Here is a 16,287-nt window from a genome sequence, read left to right as displayed (position 1 = left end):
GGGCCATACTCCGCCAAGTCAGGATGATCACCAACAAGGCGAAGGCGTTGACATGGCACAGTTGCTGCGGAGGCTCGACGACGAGGTCTATATCCAGTACAACATGTTTGGGCTGGACGGCACCGACCTGCCGGAGTGGAGCTCTCCCACCGACGAGATCTACCACTTCGTCGCGGCCGTGCGGCTGGAGTCCTGGGACGCCGAGCCGGGGCCCGCGGATGCTTCGTGGACGCCGGTCAGTTCGACGACGTTCGTCGCGGAGAGTGGCGTGGTCGCGATCGTCGCGATGATGGACGGCAGGGGGCATGACTTCCTGATCGGGCCGCCGCGTTTCGAGTACGGCGTGCACATGTACCTGCGTGAGCCCGAGCCGGGCGACGGGCATGCCACGGGTGAGTGCGATGAGACATGGCTGCTGAGGTTCTGGCCGATCCGGGACGTCTTCGACCCGATCACGCACGCGGCGCCGTTCTCCTATATTGCGCGCGGAGTGCTGTACTACTCGATCGACCTCGAGCCCGAGCAGCTCGTGCAACCGCCGGCGCGGCGGGAGGTGCCGGTGCCGGTCTCGGCGGTGGCGGACTGGGCGTCGCTGCGCGCGGACCCGGACCTGGACACCTTCGACGGCTGGCTGCGTAGGCTGCACCGCAAGGCAGAGGGCAGGGGCGTCACCGTTCACCAGTTGCTGCGCGAGGCCGGGGTCGAGATCGAGGACGGCGCGGACCTCACTCCAGCCTCCTGCACCCCGCCACGGGCGCGTGCGGGGCGGTTCAAGGATCCGCTGATCGACCGCTACTACGCCGAGCAGGCGCGGCGGGGCTCGCTGTCCATGCAAGGCCTGGGCGAGGATCGGCTGCGCGAGTACGCCGACGGCGAGCGCATCGCCAAGGAGTTGTGCCGCAGCGGCAGCCGGACGTTCTCTGTGCCCGTCGAAGGCCGTGGCGCCCTTTATGTACCACTGGGTGTCAGCCGCCGCGTGTGGCGGTGGGAGGACGACATACTCGGCGGCGAGCTCATGGACGACGGGCTGACAGTGGATCGGCAGGTTCTGGCCAGGAACCCGTGGACCAGGCAGATCCTCGTTTCCGGCATCGTGACGGTCCTGCGCCGCGATCACGACAGGCACGGCTATGACGACACAGTCTGGTACGTGGTGCGCGATGCCGAGCCGCACGAGGCGGCCAGGGTCTTGTGCGCGGAGGCCACCTGGGAGGAGGACCAGGATCAGCGCCGGGCCTTGGACGAGGTGGCCAGGGAGAAACTGATCGACCTGCGGGCCACCTACCGGAGCCGGGAGGGGTGAGGGCCGGGCCTCGTCGCGCGGCTGTGCCGGAGGTGCCTGGGCGACTGGGGCGCTCAGGACCTTGGCCGGCTTCCCCTGCGGGCGGGGCGACGGCAGACGGGATGATCTACGGCTCGCAGGCCAGGGCGACGAGGTCACCACGTGGATTCGGTGGCAGTCCTCGACGCCCTGTAAAACCGTCGGCTGCATGATCACGCGCTGGAGCCGTCCCCGCGAGTTGTCGTACGCCGCCGCTACAGTCCGGTCGTGGATGACGATCTCAAGAACGGCCTCATCTGGTGGTCCACGCACCGCGCCACCGTCGGACTGGTCGTGCGTGACGGCATCGTGGTCGAGTCCGCCCCGTACGCCCGGCGATGGGCGCGGGGACGTGACGCCCGCGAGATCTACCGTCGAGGAGAGCAGCAGAAAGGCGTGACCCTCGCCTGGGTACCGGCGACGGAGACTGAGACCGAGCACTTCTCAAGATCCGGAACATGCGCGGATCGACCTAGCCTCGCCTCATAAGATCACCGACTCGCCGGCAGGTCAGCGTGGCTGGTGCCCCGCTGGGATGGTCGGTCTGATCTGCTGGCGAGAGAACGCCAACGAGGACCCTGATCCGTATGCACCGCGTGCATGCTCGAACCGTCCCCCTCAGGAGTCCCGGTGCCTACCGGGACAAGCCCGTGCACAGGCGAAGGGGAATGTCAGACCGGGCTTGCACCTTCGTGGCCGGCCCGCTGCCCTCTGTGGTCCCTCGCCCCGTCTGGTGCGACCGACTGGTTGCGGGAGCTGTGCGGCGATGGTCTGACCGGGTTCATGCCGCCTCCGATGCCTGATGCGGCCTGGGTGCTCAACGCCATGTATGAGCACGAACAGGGGCCGGCCGAGGTGTCGTACCACGAGTATCACCAGGCGCGTCTGAGAGAGGGGAGCGTCCAGCCGCACATCGTCGCGGGCGTCGACCTCGATGCTGTGAGCATCGCCACGGGAGGCGGCCTGGGCCGCGCCGAGCCCCCCGGCCTCGGTTGGCGGCGGCTGCGCTGGGCGGAACTCGCCCGGCGGACCGGCGACCCGATCGTGCCCGACGGACTGCTGCCCTCCTACCGTTGCTTTCCCTCGGCCAAGAAGGAGGGCAGCTGGCCGATCAGCATCGCTCCGCCCACCGAGGGGAGCCTGGACCGTGCGACCTGGAACCGGTTGGTCGGCATCCTCACCGAACACAGTCCCGCAGGTCCGGACACTCCATGCCTGGCCTACTACAACCCGCTGCTGCTCGGGGCCACCGACTTCGACAACCTCCATGTGCGTGCGGACCGCCTCGGCGCTGCCGAGATGTTGTACGACGATCCCGAGATCGACTTCAGCCCGTCCAACCTCTGGGCCGAGGACCGCTCATGGGTCCTGTGCACCGACTATGACCTGTGGGCCACCAAGGTCGCCGGACCCCCGGCTCTCATCGAAGCGCTGGTGAACGACACCGAGATCGAGGCGATACGACTCCCCTGGGCGCCTTGAGACGGAACGTGACCAGCGGGGAACAGCACGGTCAGGACGTCAGCCGGACTCGGCGGCCAGGGAAGATCCGGAACATCCGCGGAAGGATCTTCGCTTGCTCACCGTCGAGACGATCCATGACGTATTCGCAGTGTGTCAGCCGGAAGCCGAGCCGCGCCTCTCGTCGCCACGTCTCGCTGGGCGACATCGCCGGCGTCAGCTCGCAGGAGGGGCGACGGCTTTCCCGCGGACCCTGAGTGTGTCATTGCCGAGGATCATGGACTCGCCCATCGTTCGGAACGCCTGCGCACCGGCGAAGGCATCGGAGCGCAATCGGAAGTGGCTGACGTTGTCGATCTTGCGGGTCCGTAGCCGCCAGGTTCGGCCTGAGGAGTCCTGATCACTGTGTGGAACGGCCAAGGTCACGACGGCGAAGGCATCGTGCTCCCGCTCATGACGGATGTGCGCGGCCGAGTACTTGACCAGGCGGAGTTCGGTCTCCGGGGCCAAGGCGGGATCAGGCTCCCCGGTAGCGTGTGGGGCCGGCACCGACGGCGGGGTGATCCCTTCGAGCCATGCTCGGGTTCTGTCGGGGAGCTGTGTCAGGTCGGCGAGGCGACGCAGACGGTCCGCGACCCCGGGGGTGAGGGCATCGCCGCCCCTGTCGATCCAGGCTTCGCCCAGGTCTCGGAACGCCTTCTCGCGTCGGCCGCCTCTACGAGCGCCCGCGGCCAGGATGTCCGTGCCCGCACCCGTGAGTGCACGGGCGAGTGGCCAGACAGGGGTCCGCTCGGAAAGGTGGGCATAGCGGACCATGCGCATCTCCAGCATCGCGCTGTGCAGGAAGCCGGCGGCGACCGCGACCGCGCCCTCCGGCTGCCGCGACCGCCTTCTTACGGTGGGAGGGACCCCTTCCTCATAAGGCGGGGTTCGCCTGTCGGCGGCGCGGCCCGCCGTGGAAAGGTGCCAGGCCGGGTCGTCGAGGTAAGCGGTGCCGGTGGTGGCGCGCAGGACTCCGCCCACGCCGAGCCTGATGACTATCTCCTCTGCCTCAGGATCGAAGGCGATGCCCCGTGTGTCTCCGGAGTCGAAGCCCATGTCGGTGATGTTCTGCAGGGACAGGCGCAACTCGGCCGGCAGCCTCGCCGCCGGGCCTCCGTCGTAGCGGCGTGAGACGGCCATGAGGAGCGATGCGCTCGCCGTACCGCCCACCTGTGAAGACAGCCCCGGGTTCGGGGCTCGGCCGAGCTTTCCCGTTGGTGTTCGCCTGTGGCGGCGACGTCTCCGCGATGTTGACGGTCGGCCTTCGCCGTACTGCGCTGGTAGATCAAGGCGCCGCGTCCGGATCGTGGCCGATTCGCTCCAGCAGATCCCGAAGGCTTGCGCCGGCGGCGGGGGAGTGCAGGGAGTGGACGCGTACGGCGTTGCGGGTGGGCTGGCCGGCTTGTTCGTCGGTGTACTCGGTGACTTTGACGTAGCCGTGTTTGGCGTAGAGGTGGTCCAGCTCGGGGCTGCCTGCCCAGTGGTCCAGGGCGAGCGCGGGAGCGCCGTGGGCTTGGGCGAGTCGTTCGGCCTCTTTCAGCAGGGCCGTACCGACGCCGTGGCCGTCAGGGCCGCGGTCGGTCATCACGGTGTGGATGAACATCGATCCGTCGGGCACGGTGCCGGCGGGGATCCGCGGCGGGATCACGGGTGCCGTGGCCAGCAACCCGACGCAGCGGCCGTCTCGTTCGGCCAGGGTGATGACGTCCTGGCGGGTCCACTCCGTTACCCGGTCGGGGAAGCCGGGGATGCGGGAGAACGGTACCGTTCCCCACTGCTCCGGCCGGTTCCGGGTGATGAGCCAGGCGTGGACGGAGTCCATCAGGGTCAGCAGGGCTGCGACGTCGGCGACCGTCGCCGGTCGTAGTTCGAGGGAAGAACGTGGCATTGCGGGCTCCGGGAGAGTTAGACTTCGTACGACCCGGTTCATTCAACTTTCTAAGGGTTAGATTGTCAAAGCAATTCAAGATCGAGGCTGTGACCAGGGCCGTTCAGGAGCTGCAGGACGCCACCGATCTCATCGACGAACTGGCGGCTCGCCGCCTCGGCGTCAACCGCACCGACCTGAGATGCTTGAGTCGGCTGACCGCGGGCGGCCCGCTCACCGCGACCGAGCTGGCCGCCGCCGCCGGTCTCACCGGAGGCGCCGCCACCACCGCCATCGACCGGCTGGAGCGGACCGGTCTGGCCGAAAGGGTCCGGGACACCGCGGACCGGCGCCGCGTGCTGGTGCATCTGACCGAGCACGGCCGGAGAGCCGTCCAGGAGATCTGGGGGCCGATCGCCGCCGACGCCCAGGCCGAGCTTCTCCAGTTCAGCGCCACGGAACTCGACCTCATCGAGACGTTCCTGCACCGCGCGCTGCACAACCAAGCCCGTCACGCCGACCGCCTGCGCGGGGGAACCGAAGGGACCTGACTAGGCCGTCCTGTCCAGCCGGTTCACCGCGTCCAGGCGGCGCACGCCGGCCGAAGCCCGCTCATGATCGGCTCAAGCTTCCGCGCGCTTGTGGACGGCGGCTGCCACCGATGCCGTACGCACCCGCTCACCCGTCCGACGGCGAACTGCCGATCCACGGGTCACTGCGCCCGGGGCCGCAGGTCACCGAGGCCGGTGGCCCTTCCTTTTGCGGCCGGCCGGCACGGCCCGGCGACCGGAGCCGTTCTGTGCGGGCTTCTGTGCCTTCCGCTGTGCCGGTTTCTCGGCGGGGGTGGCGGGGGTACGGCCCCGCGAGCTGTTCACCGTCCGGCCGCGGACGATGCCGATGAAATCTTCCACCAGGTCGGTGGTCGCGTCCGTGGGCCAGCTCAGCGCGACCTGAGACTGCGGCGCGTCCGGCACCGGCCGGTAGGTGAGATCCCTGCGATGGTGGAGGCGTGCCAGCGACTGCGGAACCAGGAGGATCCCGGTGCCGGCCGCTACCATCTCGACCGCGTCCGCCGTTGTGGCCGGGCGGGTGAACGCGGGCAGCCCGGGCCGGGTCGTCCACTCGATGGTGTCGTCCAGGGGATGGAACACCTCGTCGTCGGCAAGGTCGGCGACGGTCACCTCGTCGGCGGCGGTCACCGCGTGGTCCTTGGGCACCACGACCACCGTGGTCTCCACGTAGAGAGGGATCACGCTGAGCCCGTCCCGGTCGATCGGCAGCCTGGCGAATCCGGCGTCGGCGCCGCCGTTCCGCAGGAGTCCCACCACCTCGGCGGCGGGGACCGCGACCAGGTCAACCGGCACGCCGGGCATCCTCTCGGTCCAGACGTTGACCCATTTCGCGGGTGTCACCCCGGGCACGTACGCCAGCCGAAACACCCTGCCGGTCTCTCCATCAGTCACTGCCTCAGGGTACCGATGTCCGGGGAACCCGTTCCGACTGGCTACTCTTGACGCCATGACCTCGCCCAAACCGAAGACCACCCAGACGATGAAGCCCGCGACCGCGGCCAAGAAGCTGGGTGTCCTCCTCTCGGCCACTCCCGCCGAGTTCCAGGAGGGTGTTGTCTCCAGGGACGAGCTGAACGAGTTGCAGTCGACGCCACCCGCCTGGCTCACCGACCTGCGCCGCAACGGCCCGCACCCCAAGCAGGTCATCGCCGCGAAGCTCAGGGTCTCCATCTCCGGCCTGATCAGGAGCGGGATCACCGGACCGCTCACCACCGCCGAGATCGATGCGCTGAAAGCGGAGAACCCGGAGTGGCTGGAGCGCGAGCGGTCCATCCAGGCCGAGGCCCGCAAAGAAGCACTCCGCCTCAAGCAACGCTAGACAGCCGAGATCCCGCACGTCCCCGACCTCAGACGCGTCCGCAGCTGACGCTGCTCTACGAGGCCGACGAGGGCGCCGCCGGAGGCTGGCCGAACGTGTCACCCGGCCGCCTGAACTTCTTCCTGCGCAACCCGGCGGTCTCGCCGCAGTGGTTCACCACCGCCTGCGTCGCCTCAGCCCTCCTCCTGTGGTGGGCGCGCACCATGCGGGCCGCGTGGAGCTCCGGGGGCGGGAAGTTCCTGACCGGTGAGCTGACACGACGGGACACCCTCGTACAAGTGGAGCACGGACACGGGGGCGGAGCCGGGACGCGTGACAGCACGGGCCTACGGCGCGTCCCGTGGCAAGCGGCCCGCTCGCCACGGCGTTTCGCGAAGCTCCTGGCGATGGTGGCCGGGAGGTGAGGCGCCCTACTTCTTCTTGTCCGTCCAGACCTCGGAGGAGCTGTCCCCAGGGAGTACCCAGGCCGTCGCATCCGGCCTGGCGATCGTCCGTAGCAGCGTCGTCTTGCCGGTCGTCTTCGAGACCTGGTAGATCGCGACCCCCTTCCCGGTCCTCGATCGGACGATCAGGCGTCCCGCCTGGTCGAAGTCGAGGTCGTCGACGTACTGGCCGCGGGGCAGTTGCACGGTCACCGCGGCGCCCGCCTGGCCGGTACGCAGGTTGAGCAGGCGTAGCCCCCGGTATTTGCGCCAGGTGCCGACGGGCGCCGCCGCCGTGACGTAGTCATTCGCCAGCGCCATGGGCGACAGCCGTGTCTTCGGCCGCAGCTGGGCACGCAGGCCCCGATCGAAGACCGTCAGGTTTTCCCCTGCCAGCAGCAGCCGCTTGCCGTTCGGGCTGAATCCCAGGAAGTTCCAGGCATCCGTCCTGCCGGGAGGCGGCAGCACCTTGCCGGTCCGCAGGTCCGCGAAGACTCCCACCCCTGGTGCCGAGGTCGTCGTGACCACGTAGCTGCCGTCGTTCGACACCCACGGCCACTCCTCGTCGATCGTGGCCGTCGTGATCTTTCGTGACACCACCCTTTCCTTGCCGCGCACAGTCCGCTCGACGAACAACCCATCAGATTTCCGGAAGTAGAAGAAATGCCGCCCATCCCCGCTGACCAGGAACGGCGCCCGCGCACCGGCGTTGACCACATCATCGGGCGCCTCGGCGAGCGCCCCCGGCACCTTCACCACGTTTCCGTTGGTCAGCACCAGCTCCCAGACCTTTGTGTGCTGCGCGTACGCGATCGTGGGCGACGCGGCAGCCGCGGCAGGCTGCCCGCTCAGTGCCACGGGGGTCAGGAGGAGTACCGCGAAAGCCGTACGAAATTTCATGGTTAATGGCTTACCAGACGTTTTACGAGGCTACGTCCGAGATGCGAAACCGGCTGGCAGCTGCTGAGCCGCTTGTCCTGTAGATTGCTCATTTATTATGAAATATCTGGTTTGTCCCCAAAAAGTGGGATTTATGCCTCTATGCTCGGGTTCGCCGGACGGCGTGGGGTGTCGCCTTGCCCGAAGCGCGGGAGCGAGACCGGGCGCCGTCGTCCGCGGACTCGGCGGCGCCACCACTACGGAGCGCTTACCGAAGTCGGCCTAATGGAAATCGGTGCGGCGGGTCGTCTCGCGGTCCCTGGGGCGTGCGGCCCGGAACCCGTCCCGTTTTGCCGCTGCGCAGCATGCCGCGCGCATATGTGGACGGTTAGTTTAAGCTTCCCAGGTATGGCCGCTCCATGCCCGACAGACTACGCTGCGATTCTGTGAGGATCACGAGCGAACACCTCATGGCGGGTGGATTAGTGCTTGCGGGTCTGGGGGTGACAGTTTATTTAGGTGTGCTCAGTGGAGCCGATCAGCAGCCCTCACAGGCCACGAGCGCTCTCCTCGTGGTTTTGGCGGGCATCTTCCAATTTGCCGGAGCGGCGAAATTCAACAAGATCGGCAAGGCGGATCCCGGCCTGGCTCGCGCCGCTGTGAGACGGCTCATCCGCATGATAAGGCGGGCCAACGAGGCCCGGTTGATCGCCGAGGCCGCCTACGAGAATTCCGACGCCGCTGAAATACGTAAGGCCATGGGCAGGGTGAGCGTAGAACTGAGTTATGTTGAAGAGGGATTGACCGAAGCGGTCGACGATTGGAACGAGTTTCACAAGGACGCTCTGCGCAAGCTGACAGGAGGCCGAGAAGATGCCGGGTCGAATTGAGGCCAAAGTGGCGAAGATCCTGGCCGATCGCGAACTCGTGCTCAACAAAGGCTCCGCCGACGGCGTCGAGGTCGGAATGCGCTTCGTCATTCTCAATCGCAACGGGGCGGACATCCGGGATCCGGAGACCGGGGAGATTCTCGGCTCGGTGGACCTGGAGAAGACGATGGTGAAGGTCGTGCGCGTCCACGAGCGGCTCGCGATAGCCAGGACGTTCCGCACGATCCGCAGCGCCGAGGAGCCTTTGGCGGCTTTCGGGATCCCCGGGCAGTTGGTGAGGCCGCCGCAGACGGTGGTGGAATCCCTGCAGACCGACGAACAACGCCTCAAGGACGAGCTGAGCGAAGAGGACTCGAGCGTGAAGCTCGGGGACCCGGCTGTGCAGGTGATAGGCGACGAGTACGAAAGCGACGACGCGAACTAGAAGGGGAGGGGCGCGGACGCGTTTTCCCCCGTCGGCCGCGCCACTCCCCCTTGTTTCAACCCCGTACGGGATCGACATTCGCAGTGGCGTGGCCGATTGGGCAAGGGAAACGGCCGGGTTGGGACGGTGGGACGATCCCGGGCGGGATGAGCTGAGCTTTTCTCCGGCCTGCTGGGATGGGGGTGGGACGGCCGCCGGACATCGATCAGAAGGCTCAGGCGTAGGGGTCGAACGGGATGCTGGCCGGCTTCGCCTTGGTGAATGTTCGGCGTCGGGTGCGGCGGCATGCGAAAGGGCCGGAACAGTGCGCACTGTTCCGGCCCTCCGGGTTCCGCTTCCTGCGCTTGGGTCGGCGGGGTGTTACTTCGGTTCCATGCAGACCCGGCCGCCGCAGCCGGCGCCGCCGCCCGGGGTGGACCTGACGATGTCGTCGTACCGCATCACCCTGCCGTCGGGCATGACGATGTCGGTGGCGGCGGCGTCGTCGTTCGTGCCGGCGATGACCTTGTAGATCTCGTACACGGCCTTGGCGAACTGGAAGACCTGGCGCCAGTCGATGCCGTTGTTCCAGTGCACGATCTGCACGGCGTAGGTGCGCTTCGCGAGATCCGCGGACACCGTCCCGCTCCAGTTCTCGGTGCGGCTGGACTCTCCGAAGGCGCTGCCGTCGACACCCCAGCAGTCGCCGCCGACCGTGGCGAGGGCGGCGCCGTTGCTGTCCATGAGGATGGCCTTGGCGCACAGGCGGACGCCGGTGAGCCACACACCCGACGTCACGGTCGAGACACCCTTGACCGAGCCGTCGTCATAGACCTGCACCGTGGCGTCGATGGTCTTGTTCTGGTTCTTGGCGTGCCAGGAGTGCTTGCTGTTCTGGGCGACGAGCGTGGCCGCGTGAGCGGCCGGCGTGATCAGGCCCAGCCCGGCCACCGCCGTCACCAGGACGACGAGGCCGCTGAGCAGCTTCCGATAAAGGGCGGGAAATCGCATTTCATCTCCGTTGTCTGCGATTGAGCCCACTAAATATGGAGTTTCGCCTGATGCGGCATCAATGCGTAGATCTACATAGTGCCGCGGCGGGTGAGACCCCGGGTGATCGAACGTGCAGCTGAATTCGCGAACGGTCACCAACCGCCGAGCACTTCGCGTCCTTACGGGATGGCGAGATCGAGCAGGCCGGGGAAGCGGGCGTCGAGGTCATCGCGGCGCTCGTGTCCACCGTGGCCTCGCGATCATCTACCTCGGCCGCCGCGTCTCGCGGGTAGGGTGGGCCGGTGGAGCTGTGGGTGATCAGCGGGCCGCCCGGCGCGGGCAAGTCCACGGTGGCCGCGGCGCTGCTCAGGCGGCTGGACCCGGTCCCCGCCCTGCTCGACAAGGACACGCTCTACGGCGGCTTCGCCGGCGAGATCCTGCGCGCGTACGGCAGGCCGCACGGCGAGCGCGAAGGGCCCTGGTACGACGAGCACGTCAAACGCCATGAGTACGCGGGGATGACGAGGCTGGCCAGGGAGATCCGGTCGCACGGCTGCCCGGTGATGCTCGACGGGCCGTTCACGTCGCAGGTGCACTCGGCGGCCCGGTGGACCGAATGGGTCGAGGCGCTCGGCGGGCCGCCCGTGCGCCTGGTGTGGGTCCGCTCCGACGCGGCCACCCTCAGGGAACGGCTGGCCGCGCGGGGGCTGCCGCGAGACGCGGGCAAGCTCGCCGCGTTCGACGACTACCTCAGGGCGATCCGGGTGGACGAACCACCCGTCGTACCGCACGTCGAGATCGACAACCGGCGGGGCGCGCCTCCCGTGGAGGCGGCGGTCGAGGCGCTGGCCGGGACAGGGTGTGCGTAGTAATCCACATTCGGGACTGAGTGTGTGATTGTACGCAGAACAGGACTTTCCTCCTGCCTAATGTGATCGTCGTCCGGAGCGGGCGGCACCGAGAAAGCTCCTCCGGACGGAACGGACAAAGCATTCTCAGGCAGAAGGAAAAGCAACATGCGCAAGCTTCTTGTCGGTGCGGCCCTCGCCGGCGCACTGGCGACCGGAATCGTCGCGGCCCCGGCTCAGGCGGCCACCACCACCGCGAACACCGCCGCTACTGCGAGCACGGCCGCCCAGGCGCAGTACACCAAGCACTGGTTCGAGGGGTACTCCAACTTCGGCCGTGGCGAGCACCGCAACGAGCGCTCCTACTACAAGGGTTACTGGTACTTCTCCGACGGCCGCTACCACTTCGACCTCAACACCTGGGACCGCGACCGGGACCGGGAGAACACCTACGTCGAGTTCTGGTACCACGACGACCGCGGCTGGCACCTGGGTCACCGCTTCTCCACCCAGGGGCACAAGGAGTGGAAGTTCAGCTACAGCCGTAAGGGCGGTTTCGACGGCTTCCGGGTGCGGATCGGCGAAGGAACCACCCGCGACTTCGACTGGAACACCTACTACCGCCACTCGTTCTGATTCGGGACGGGGGGATTCGAGGGCGGCCGGTCCGCCCAGGGGAAGGGCGTTCGCCATACGCCATTGTGTGCCGCGGCTAGGTAGCCGCAGCGGTGCGATATGACCGCCGCCTTTCCTCTACCTCGGCGTCAGGCTTGGGCGGTCTGTCCGGATGGCGTCGTGGCCAGGGCGCGACAAGGTCCGCACTGACTCCGAGCGTCGCGGCGATGGCCGCCCGCTCCCCGGAAGGGGGGTGGGCGGCCTCTCGTCTTGCCGGTTCATGTGATGCGGGCGGCGGCGAGGTTCCCCGGGGACCGGCGCATGTGACGGGGCGCCCGGCCAGGGGCGGTCATGTGTCAGGGGGTCACACTGAGAGGTCCGGCGTGGCCGCCCATGCCGCGCACATGGATCCGTGCCATGCGGCTGGCGTCTTCGAACGACGTGCCACAGACAGTAGGGGAGGGCGGCGGTAGCGGTACCTGAGGAGTTGCCCGACTACGCAAGAGCCGCAGAAATGCGGGTCGTCTTGGCCGGGGCCGAGGTCTGCTTGTCAGAGAACCTCGGAAAGGAGTCTCATGCCCAGGACCGGACGCCTGACGCACGCCGAGTCTCTGACCGTCGCCCTCACCGCCTTGGCCACCTTCAACGGCTACGTTCAGCAGGCCGAGACAAAGGTGACCGCGGTCGTGACCGTTCACCTGGGCGCGGCGGCGCTTGCCGCAACGCAGTCTGGAGGGCTGGCGCCGCTTTGGGCCGCCGGGCTACCGACTGCCGCGGCGGCCGTCGTTCTCCTGCTCACCTTCGCGCTGGGATTCCTGTCCGCCGGTTATCACCTGGCGATCGCGCTCCGCCCGGACCTGCGCGCCCCCCTCGGGGCCAACCGTTTCGGGCTGGTGCGCACAGCCGAGAACGCCGCCCCGTCGCCCTCACGCGTGAAGACGCAGATGGAGGAGATCCGACTGCTGGTCGAGGTCCTCGCGGAGGTGGCGCTCCGCAAGCACAGACGTGTTCGGAGCGCCCTTCCATGGATGGCGCTGACGTTTGCCTCCGTCATTCTGTGGACGGTTCTGAACGCCGTGGCTCGGTGATCAGAACCGCAGTTCGCGGGGTGGGAACAGGGAATCGGATTCCAGTGGGGGCACGTCCACGCCGAGCTGTTTCAGCGCATGGCGGAGTGCCCCTTCGCTGGCGATCGCAAGGTCGTAGAGGTCGGCCTGCTTGTGCGCGGCGGACACGTCGTTGACGAGCTTGACGAATTGTTCGGCGAGCTTGTGCCGCTCGTCGAGCATCTGGACCACGATGTCGGCGGCGGCCTCGGGCTGTTGTGCGAGTCGTACCGCGTAGCGAGTGATCCACTGCTCTCCCGCGGAAGAGAGGAACTGTTCGCCGGCCGCGGTGAGCGCTTGCATTTCTTTGAGCCGGAGTTTGACCGTCTCCCCGTGCGAAGCCAACTTCTGCTGTTCGAGCAGGGTCTCACGCTGGTGCTGACGCACGGCGTCGGTCAGCCCGACCTCGGCGTGAACGGTCCATCGGCCCCGAAGCGTCGAATGCTCCGCGAAGGCGGCATCAATGCGCTCATTGAGTTCCATCTCCGCCGGGCCAGGCTCGAACGGCGAGTGACAGCGGCATACTTGGCGGACGACCTTTCGCGCTACGTCGTGTGCCTTGGCTCGCTCCTCCTCGACCGCTTCCCGGATGCCTCGCCCCTGCCTTCTGCTGCCCGCCTCGTGAACGCACCTGACCACGATGTGAAATGCGAATCCGTCACCCAACGCGGGGGTCTCGAAGTCGAGGACGCTCGTGTCCTTCTCCTCCGCCCAATCGTCGCCATACACCCGCCTGATCAGCCATGTCATATGAACCACCTCACTTCAGTAGATCGCCGAGGACCGCTCGCTGCGCGGTCGTGATGATCCCGCGCGCCTGCCAGGCACGCAGATGGACGTGGAACGGCAGCCGAAGCTGACGATGGCGGGTGCCGACAGCCCGGAAGATCTCCTCCACGACCGGCTGGCATGAAGTCCTTCCGGCCCAGCCTGCGAGAAGAGGCAAGACGGGAGGCGTGGGAAGTCGGCCCTCCGGGTCCGGAAGGGCGGGCTTCGACCAGTCGAGCGCATGGCACCAGAGAGCCGCCATTTCGCTGTGCAAGGTACTTTCGACCAGCGCCGGGCGCCCTGGAAACCCGTTCGGTAGATGAGCCAGCGAGGTGAAGGCGACGGCTGCCGTACGTCGCAGCCCGTAGGAGTCGGACGTGGCCCACCGCCGGAGCTCTCGTGTGATCCGATCCGCGGTCGTGGCCACGTGCGTCTCGGTCACGGCCCTCGCGACGAGAGCGTGCAGGTGCTTGCTTCGGGAGTGCGCAACCACCCGGTTGAAGGCGGGCAACGCCTTGTCGATGGCCCGCACGCCGATCTGGGAACCGTAGGTCATCGCCGCTGTCGTCCGGCGCTTGTAGTTCCCGTTCGACCAGACTTCCAGCAGATGATGAACCCGACGGCGGAGGTCGGCGTCGAGTGACGCGGCTTCCAACGCGGCCATCACGAGCCTGTTGCCGCTGTAACCGCTTTCTGACCATGGCTCCAGAAACTCTCGCCGGATGGCATTGAAATCGCAGGCGGCCAACTGCCCCACCGCCTGGGCGGCGCGGATGGCCACCTCCCACTCTTTGCGACCGGTGAGTTCGCGTAGCCAGTCGATCAGGATGCTCCGAAGAGCGGGTACCTCTTCCCAAACGACGTGTAGCACCTGCGCACGGGCCTCCGGCCGTAGCCAGACGCTGTGCCCGTCTCCCGCGGCAGAGGGCGGTTCGGTCTGTAACCCGTTGTAGACGAGCAACTCCCGCAGGGATTCCCAGACGGGAGGTCCAGGTCTGTTCCGCTCGTTCTCCTTTTCGCGGACGAGCGCTTCGAGTTGGAGGGCGGCTCCGGAGACGGTCGACTCGCGGAGACGATGGAGAACGCCGCTGCTGACCAGGAAACATCGGCTGAACGGTGAAGCGGTGTCGCCGAGTGCGTGCTGCAGTTTTTCGCGCAGAGGCTGTCGCTGGGTCTCCAGCATCTGGCCCACGGACTTGCCCGCCTGGATGCCGGTGGCGAGATCGAGGGCAAGTTCTCTGGCCCGGCCGGGGGAGCACCTGTCCAGGATCTCCATCAACTGGGCTTCGTATTCGTCGAGACCGTGCTCCTTCCACGCTTCTGTTGTGTGCAGCCAATGGTCAAGCCAGTTCTGGAACACGTCCATCGGTGCGGGAGGGACATGGACGACCGAATGTTCGCAACCGGCGCCTACCTCGGTGACCAGCACAACGATCAGGCGGCCGGCGGCGTGGGCGGCCATCCGCAGCTGTGTGATCGCCTCGTCCGGTTCGGCGAGCCATGGGGCGTTACGCGCGTCGAGAAGGAAGCCGTCGGCCCGGTCTAGATCCTGGGCCCTCAACTCGGCCGGGTTCGTGTCGGTGTGGAGTATCGCCAGCGGCGTGCCGGTACATTTTCCGATTCGCTCGAGGAGCGCGGCGTAGGCCGTCGTTCTCCATCCCGACTCGGGACGTCCCCGTAGCAGAACTACGGAGGTGTCGTGCAGGCGCTCGGCGAGCCGCCGCTGCGACTGGGTCGGCACGGTCCGCGCAGCGATGTCGCGCACCTGCTCCGGGGGCAGTGTGGTGACGAGCCGGGCTGTCCTGCCGGTGATGCTGAACTGCTGGACGTTGTACTGATTGCCATATGTGGCGATATTGGAGCCTTGACCTGACACGTCATAGGACGTCTCCAGCGAGGCCAGTCCCTCCAGCCGGAAGAGGCTTTGGCGTTCGATCTCGGCGGGCGTGTGCTCTTCGAAATCCTCGGCGGCGAGCCTGTCCGGAGCGGCGGTGTCCTCGAAAGGTTCCTGTGGCGGTGATCCCCGGTGCTCGGGAAGGTCCTCGTCGCTCATCGGCCGAAGTTCTGGTGGTTGGTCTGGGCGCCGTACGTAGCCACGTTGGAGCCCGCGCCACTGACGTAGTAGACAGGGCCGTCGCGATCGCCATCCGACCTGTCTGGTGAGGTCGGGGCGGCGGGAGAAGTGGGGGATAGGTCCAGCGCGTGCACGTTGTGGCCGGGAAGGTGGATATAGGCGACGTACGGCTTGTCCTTCTCCACCAGGTCGACGCGCCGGAACTGATCGCGTGGAGGGCCGCCCGGTCTCTGCCCCACGTAGTCCTTGAAGAATCGCTCGGAGATGATCACTCCCAGGCATGCCTCGGGGCGGGCGGCCAGCGCCCTTCTCAAAGGCTGAGCGCCGACGAGCCGAGCGGGCTCGACCGCGTGATCGCCGGGAAATCCGTTGACGCCGTCGAGCCGGATCGGCCCTTCGTGGATGGACAGCCTCACACGGATGCGGAACGTCGCCGTTTGCCTGACGAGCAGAGACTTCGAAAGGGCCGTCACGAAGGGACCCAGTACGGTCATGGGGTCGGTTCGCGCGGGAAGAACCACGAACTGGCCGTCGCCCTGCTTCTGCCGGTCCCACTCGAAGGTTGCGAGCTTTGCGGCTTCGGCGCCTTGGTCCAGTGATTCGACCAGGGCGGACTGGAGCTTCGCCTGATCGTCGCCGTTCCTGCGGCTGTACTTCTCGACGTCCGCGACGAGTATCGTCCTGTGCTGTTCCATGTGGCCTCCTTCT

18 protein-coding genes are annotated in these 16,287 nt (G+C 67.3%); 10 read left to right on the top strand and 8 right to left on the bottom strand.

Annotation, left to right across the window (positions count from 1 at the left end):
- Positions 1–52 precede the first annotated feature (52 nt).
- The gene (locus QSK26_RS14845; protein ID WP_285775691.1) at positions 53–1,303 is read left to right on the top strand and encodes a hypothetical protein; all 1,251 of its coding nucleotides are present in this window, start codon (positions 53–55) and stop codon (positions 1,301–1,303) included.
- 813 nt (positions 1,304–2,116) lie between these two features.
- Entirely contained in the window at positions 2,117–2,803 is a 687-nt protein-coding gene (locus tag QSK26_RS14840) for a hypothetical protein (RefSeq protein ID WP_285775690.1), read from the top strand.
- A 195-nt stretch (positions 2,804–2,998) separates the two neighbouring features.
- Here the strand turns inward: QSK26_RS14840 and QSK26_RS14835 are convergent, their stop codons facing one another.
- Together QSK26_RS14835 and QSK26_RS14830 are read right to left on the bottom strand one after the other, a co-directional pair.
- Positions 2,999–3,964 carry a hypothetical protein gene (locus QSK26_RS14835; protein WP_285775689.1) on the bottom strand — a complete coding sequence of 322 codons (966 nt, stop codon included), beginning with the start codon at positions 3,962–3,964 and terminating at the stop codon, positions 2,999–3,001.
- A gap of 145 nt (positions 3,965–4,109) precedes the next feature.
- Positions 4,110–4,712, bottom strand: a complete 603-nt coding sequence (locus tag QSK26_RS14830) for a GNAT family N-acetyltransferase (protein ID WP_285775688.1) — start codon at positions 4,710–4,712, stop codon at positions 4,110–4,112.
- A gap of 89 nt (positions 4,713–4,801) precedes the next feature.
- Between QSK26_RS14830 and QSK26_RS14825 the strand changes: the two genes are divergently transcribed.
- Positions 4,802–5,242 (top strand): MarR family winged helix-turn-helix transcriptional regulator, encoded by a 441-nt coding sequence (locus QSK26_RS14825; protein ID WP_285775687.1) that lies wholly within the window; start codon positions 4,802–4,804, stop codon positions 5,240–5,242.
- A 183-nt stretch (positions 5,243–5,425) separates the two neighbouring features.
- Here the strand turns inward: QSK26_RS14825 and QSK26_RS14820 are convergent, their stop codons facing one another.
- Positions 5,426–6,154: a LysR family substrate-binding domain-containing protein gene (locus QSK26_RS14820; protein ID WP_285775686.1), complete on the bottom strand. Its 729-nt coding sequence runs from the start codon at positions 6,152–6,154 to the stop codon at positions 5,426–5,428.
- 55 nt (positions 6,155–6,209) lie between these two features.
- Between QSK26_RS14820 and QSK26_RS14815 the strand changes: the two genes are divergently transcribed.
- Positions 6,210–6,581, top strand: coding sequence for a DUF5997 family protein (locus tag QSK26_RS14815; protein WP_285775685.1), 372 nt, complete (start codon positions 6,210–6,212; stop codon positions 6,579–6,581).
- Between the two features lie 95 nt (positions 6,582–6,676).
- Positions 6,677–6,985 carry a hypothetical protein gene (locus QSK26_RS14810; protein WP_285775684.1) on the top strand — a complete coding sequence of 103 codons (309 nt, stop codon included), beginning with the start codon at positions 6,677–6,679 and terminating at the stop codon, positions 6,983–6,985.
- A gap of 6 nt (positions 6,986–6,991) precedes the next feature.
- On the opposite strand, the gene QSK26_RS14805 is transcribed toward QSK26_RS14810, so the two are convergent.
- Positions 6,992–7,903, bottom strand: coding sequence for a WD40 repeat domain-containing protein (locus QSK26_RS14805; protein ID WP_285775683.1), 912 nt, complete (start codon positions 7,901–7,903; stop codon positions 6,992–6,994).
- A gap of 425 nt (positions 7,904–8,328) precedes the next feature.
- Here QSK26_RS14805 and QSK26_RS14800 point away from each other — a divergent pair, with 425 nt between their 5' ends.
- Positions 8,329–8,772 (top strand): hypothetical protein, encoded by a 444-nt coding sequence (locus QSK26_RS14800; RefSeq protein WP_285775682.1) that lies wholly within the window; start codon positions 8,329–8,331, stop codon positions 8,770–8,772.
- Positions 8,773–8,779: 7 nt separating this feature from the next.
- On the top strand, positions 8,780–9,196 hold the full coding sequence (locus QSK26_RS14795; protein ID WP_285775681.1) for a hypothetical protein: 417 nt from the start codon (positions 8,780–8,782) through the stop codon (positions 9,194–9,196).
- Positions 9,197–9,556: 360 nt separating this feature from the next.
- On the opposite strand, the gene QSK26_RS14790 is transcribed toward QSK26_RS14795, so the two are convergent.
- Positions 9,557–10,186, bottom strand: a complete 630-nt coding sequence (locus tag QSK26_RS14790) for a hypothetical protein (protein WP_285775680.1) — start codon at positions 10,184–10,186, stop codon at positions 9,557–9,559.
- A gap of 284 nt (positions 10,187–10,470) precedes the next feature.
- Here QSK26_RS14790 and QSK26_RS14785 point away from each other — a divergent pair, with 284 nt between their 5' ends.
- The 3 genes from QSK26_RS14785 to QSK26_RS14775 all read left to right on the top strand — a co-directional run bounded on the left by QSK26_RS14785 (position 10,471) and on the right by QSK26_RS14775 (position 12,719).
- On the top strand, positions 10,471–11,037 hold the full coding sequence (locus QSK26_RS14785; protein WP_285775679.1) for a P-loop nucleotide/nucleoside kinase family protein: 567 nt from the start codon (positions 10,471–10,473) through the stop codon (positions 11,035–11,037).
- Positions 11,038–11,184: 147 nt separating this feature from the next.
- On the top strand, positions 11,185–11,652 hold the full coding sequence (locus QSK26_RS14780; protein WP_285775678.1) for a hypothetical protein: 468 nt from the start codon (positions 11,185–11,187) through the stop codon (positions 11,650–11,652).
- 554 nt (positions 11,653–12,206) lie between these two features.
- Entirely contained in the window at positions 12,207–12,719 is a 513-nt protein-coding gene (locus QSK26_RS14775) for a Pycsar system effector family protein (RefSeq protein ID WP_285775677.1), read from the top strand.
- On the opposite strand, the gene QSK26_RS14770 is transcribed toward QSK26_RS14775, so the two are convergent.
- From QSK26_RS14770 to QSK26_RS14760, 3 genes are read right to left on the bottom strand one after another with little or no spacing between them, the layout of a single operon-like run.
- Positions 12,720–13,487: a hypothetical protein gene (locus tag QSK26_RS14770; protein WP_285775676.1), complete on the bottom strand. Its 768-nt coding sequence runs from the start codon at positions 13,485–13,487 to the stop codon at positions 12,720–12,722.
- Positions 13,488–13,497: 10 nt separating this feature from the next.
- Entirely contained in the window at positions 13,498–15,558 is a 2,061-nt protein-coding gene (locus QSK26_RS14765) for a hypothetical protein (RefSeq protein WP_285775675.1), read from the bottom strand.
- Positions 15,555–16,274: a hypothetical protein gene (locus QSK26_RS14760; RefSeq protein ID WP_285775674.1), complete on the bottom strand. Its 720-nt coding sequence runs from the start codon at positions 16,272–16,274 to the stop codon at positions 15,555–15,557. Before QSK26_RS14760 ends, QSK26_RS14765 begins: the two co-directional genes overlap by 4 nt.
- Between the last annotated feature and the right edge of the window lie 13 nt (positions 16,275–16,287).

The sequence above is a fragment of the Microtetraspora sp. NBRC 13810 genome, from assembly GCF_030268685.1.
Classification (GTDB): domain Bacteria; phylum Actinomycetota; class Actinomycetes; order Streptosporangiales; family Streptosporangiaceae; genus BSRQ01.
Note: the sequence above shows the minus strand (reverse complement) of the source record. Positions and strands in the feature narration are given on the sequence as shown.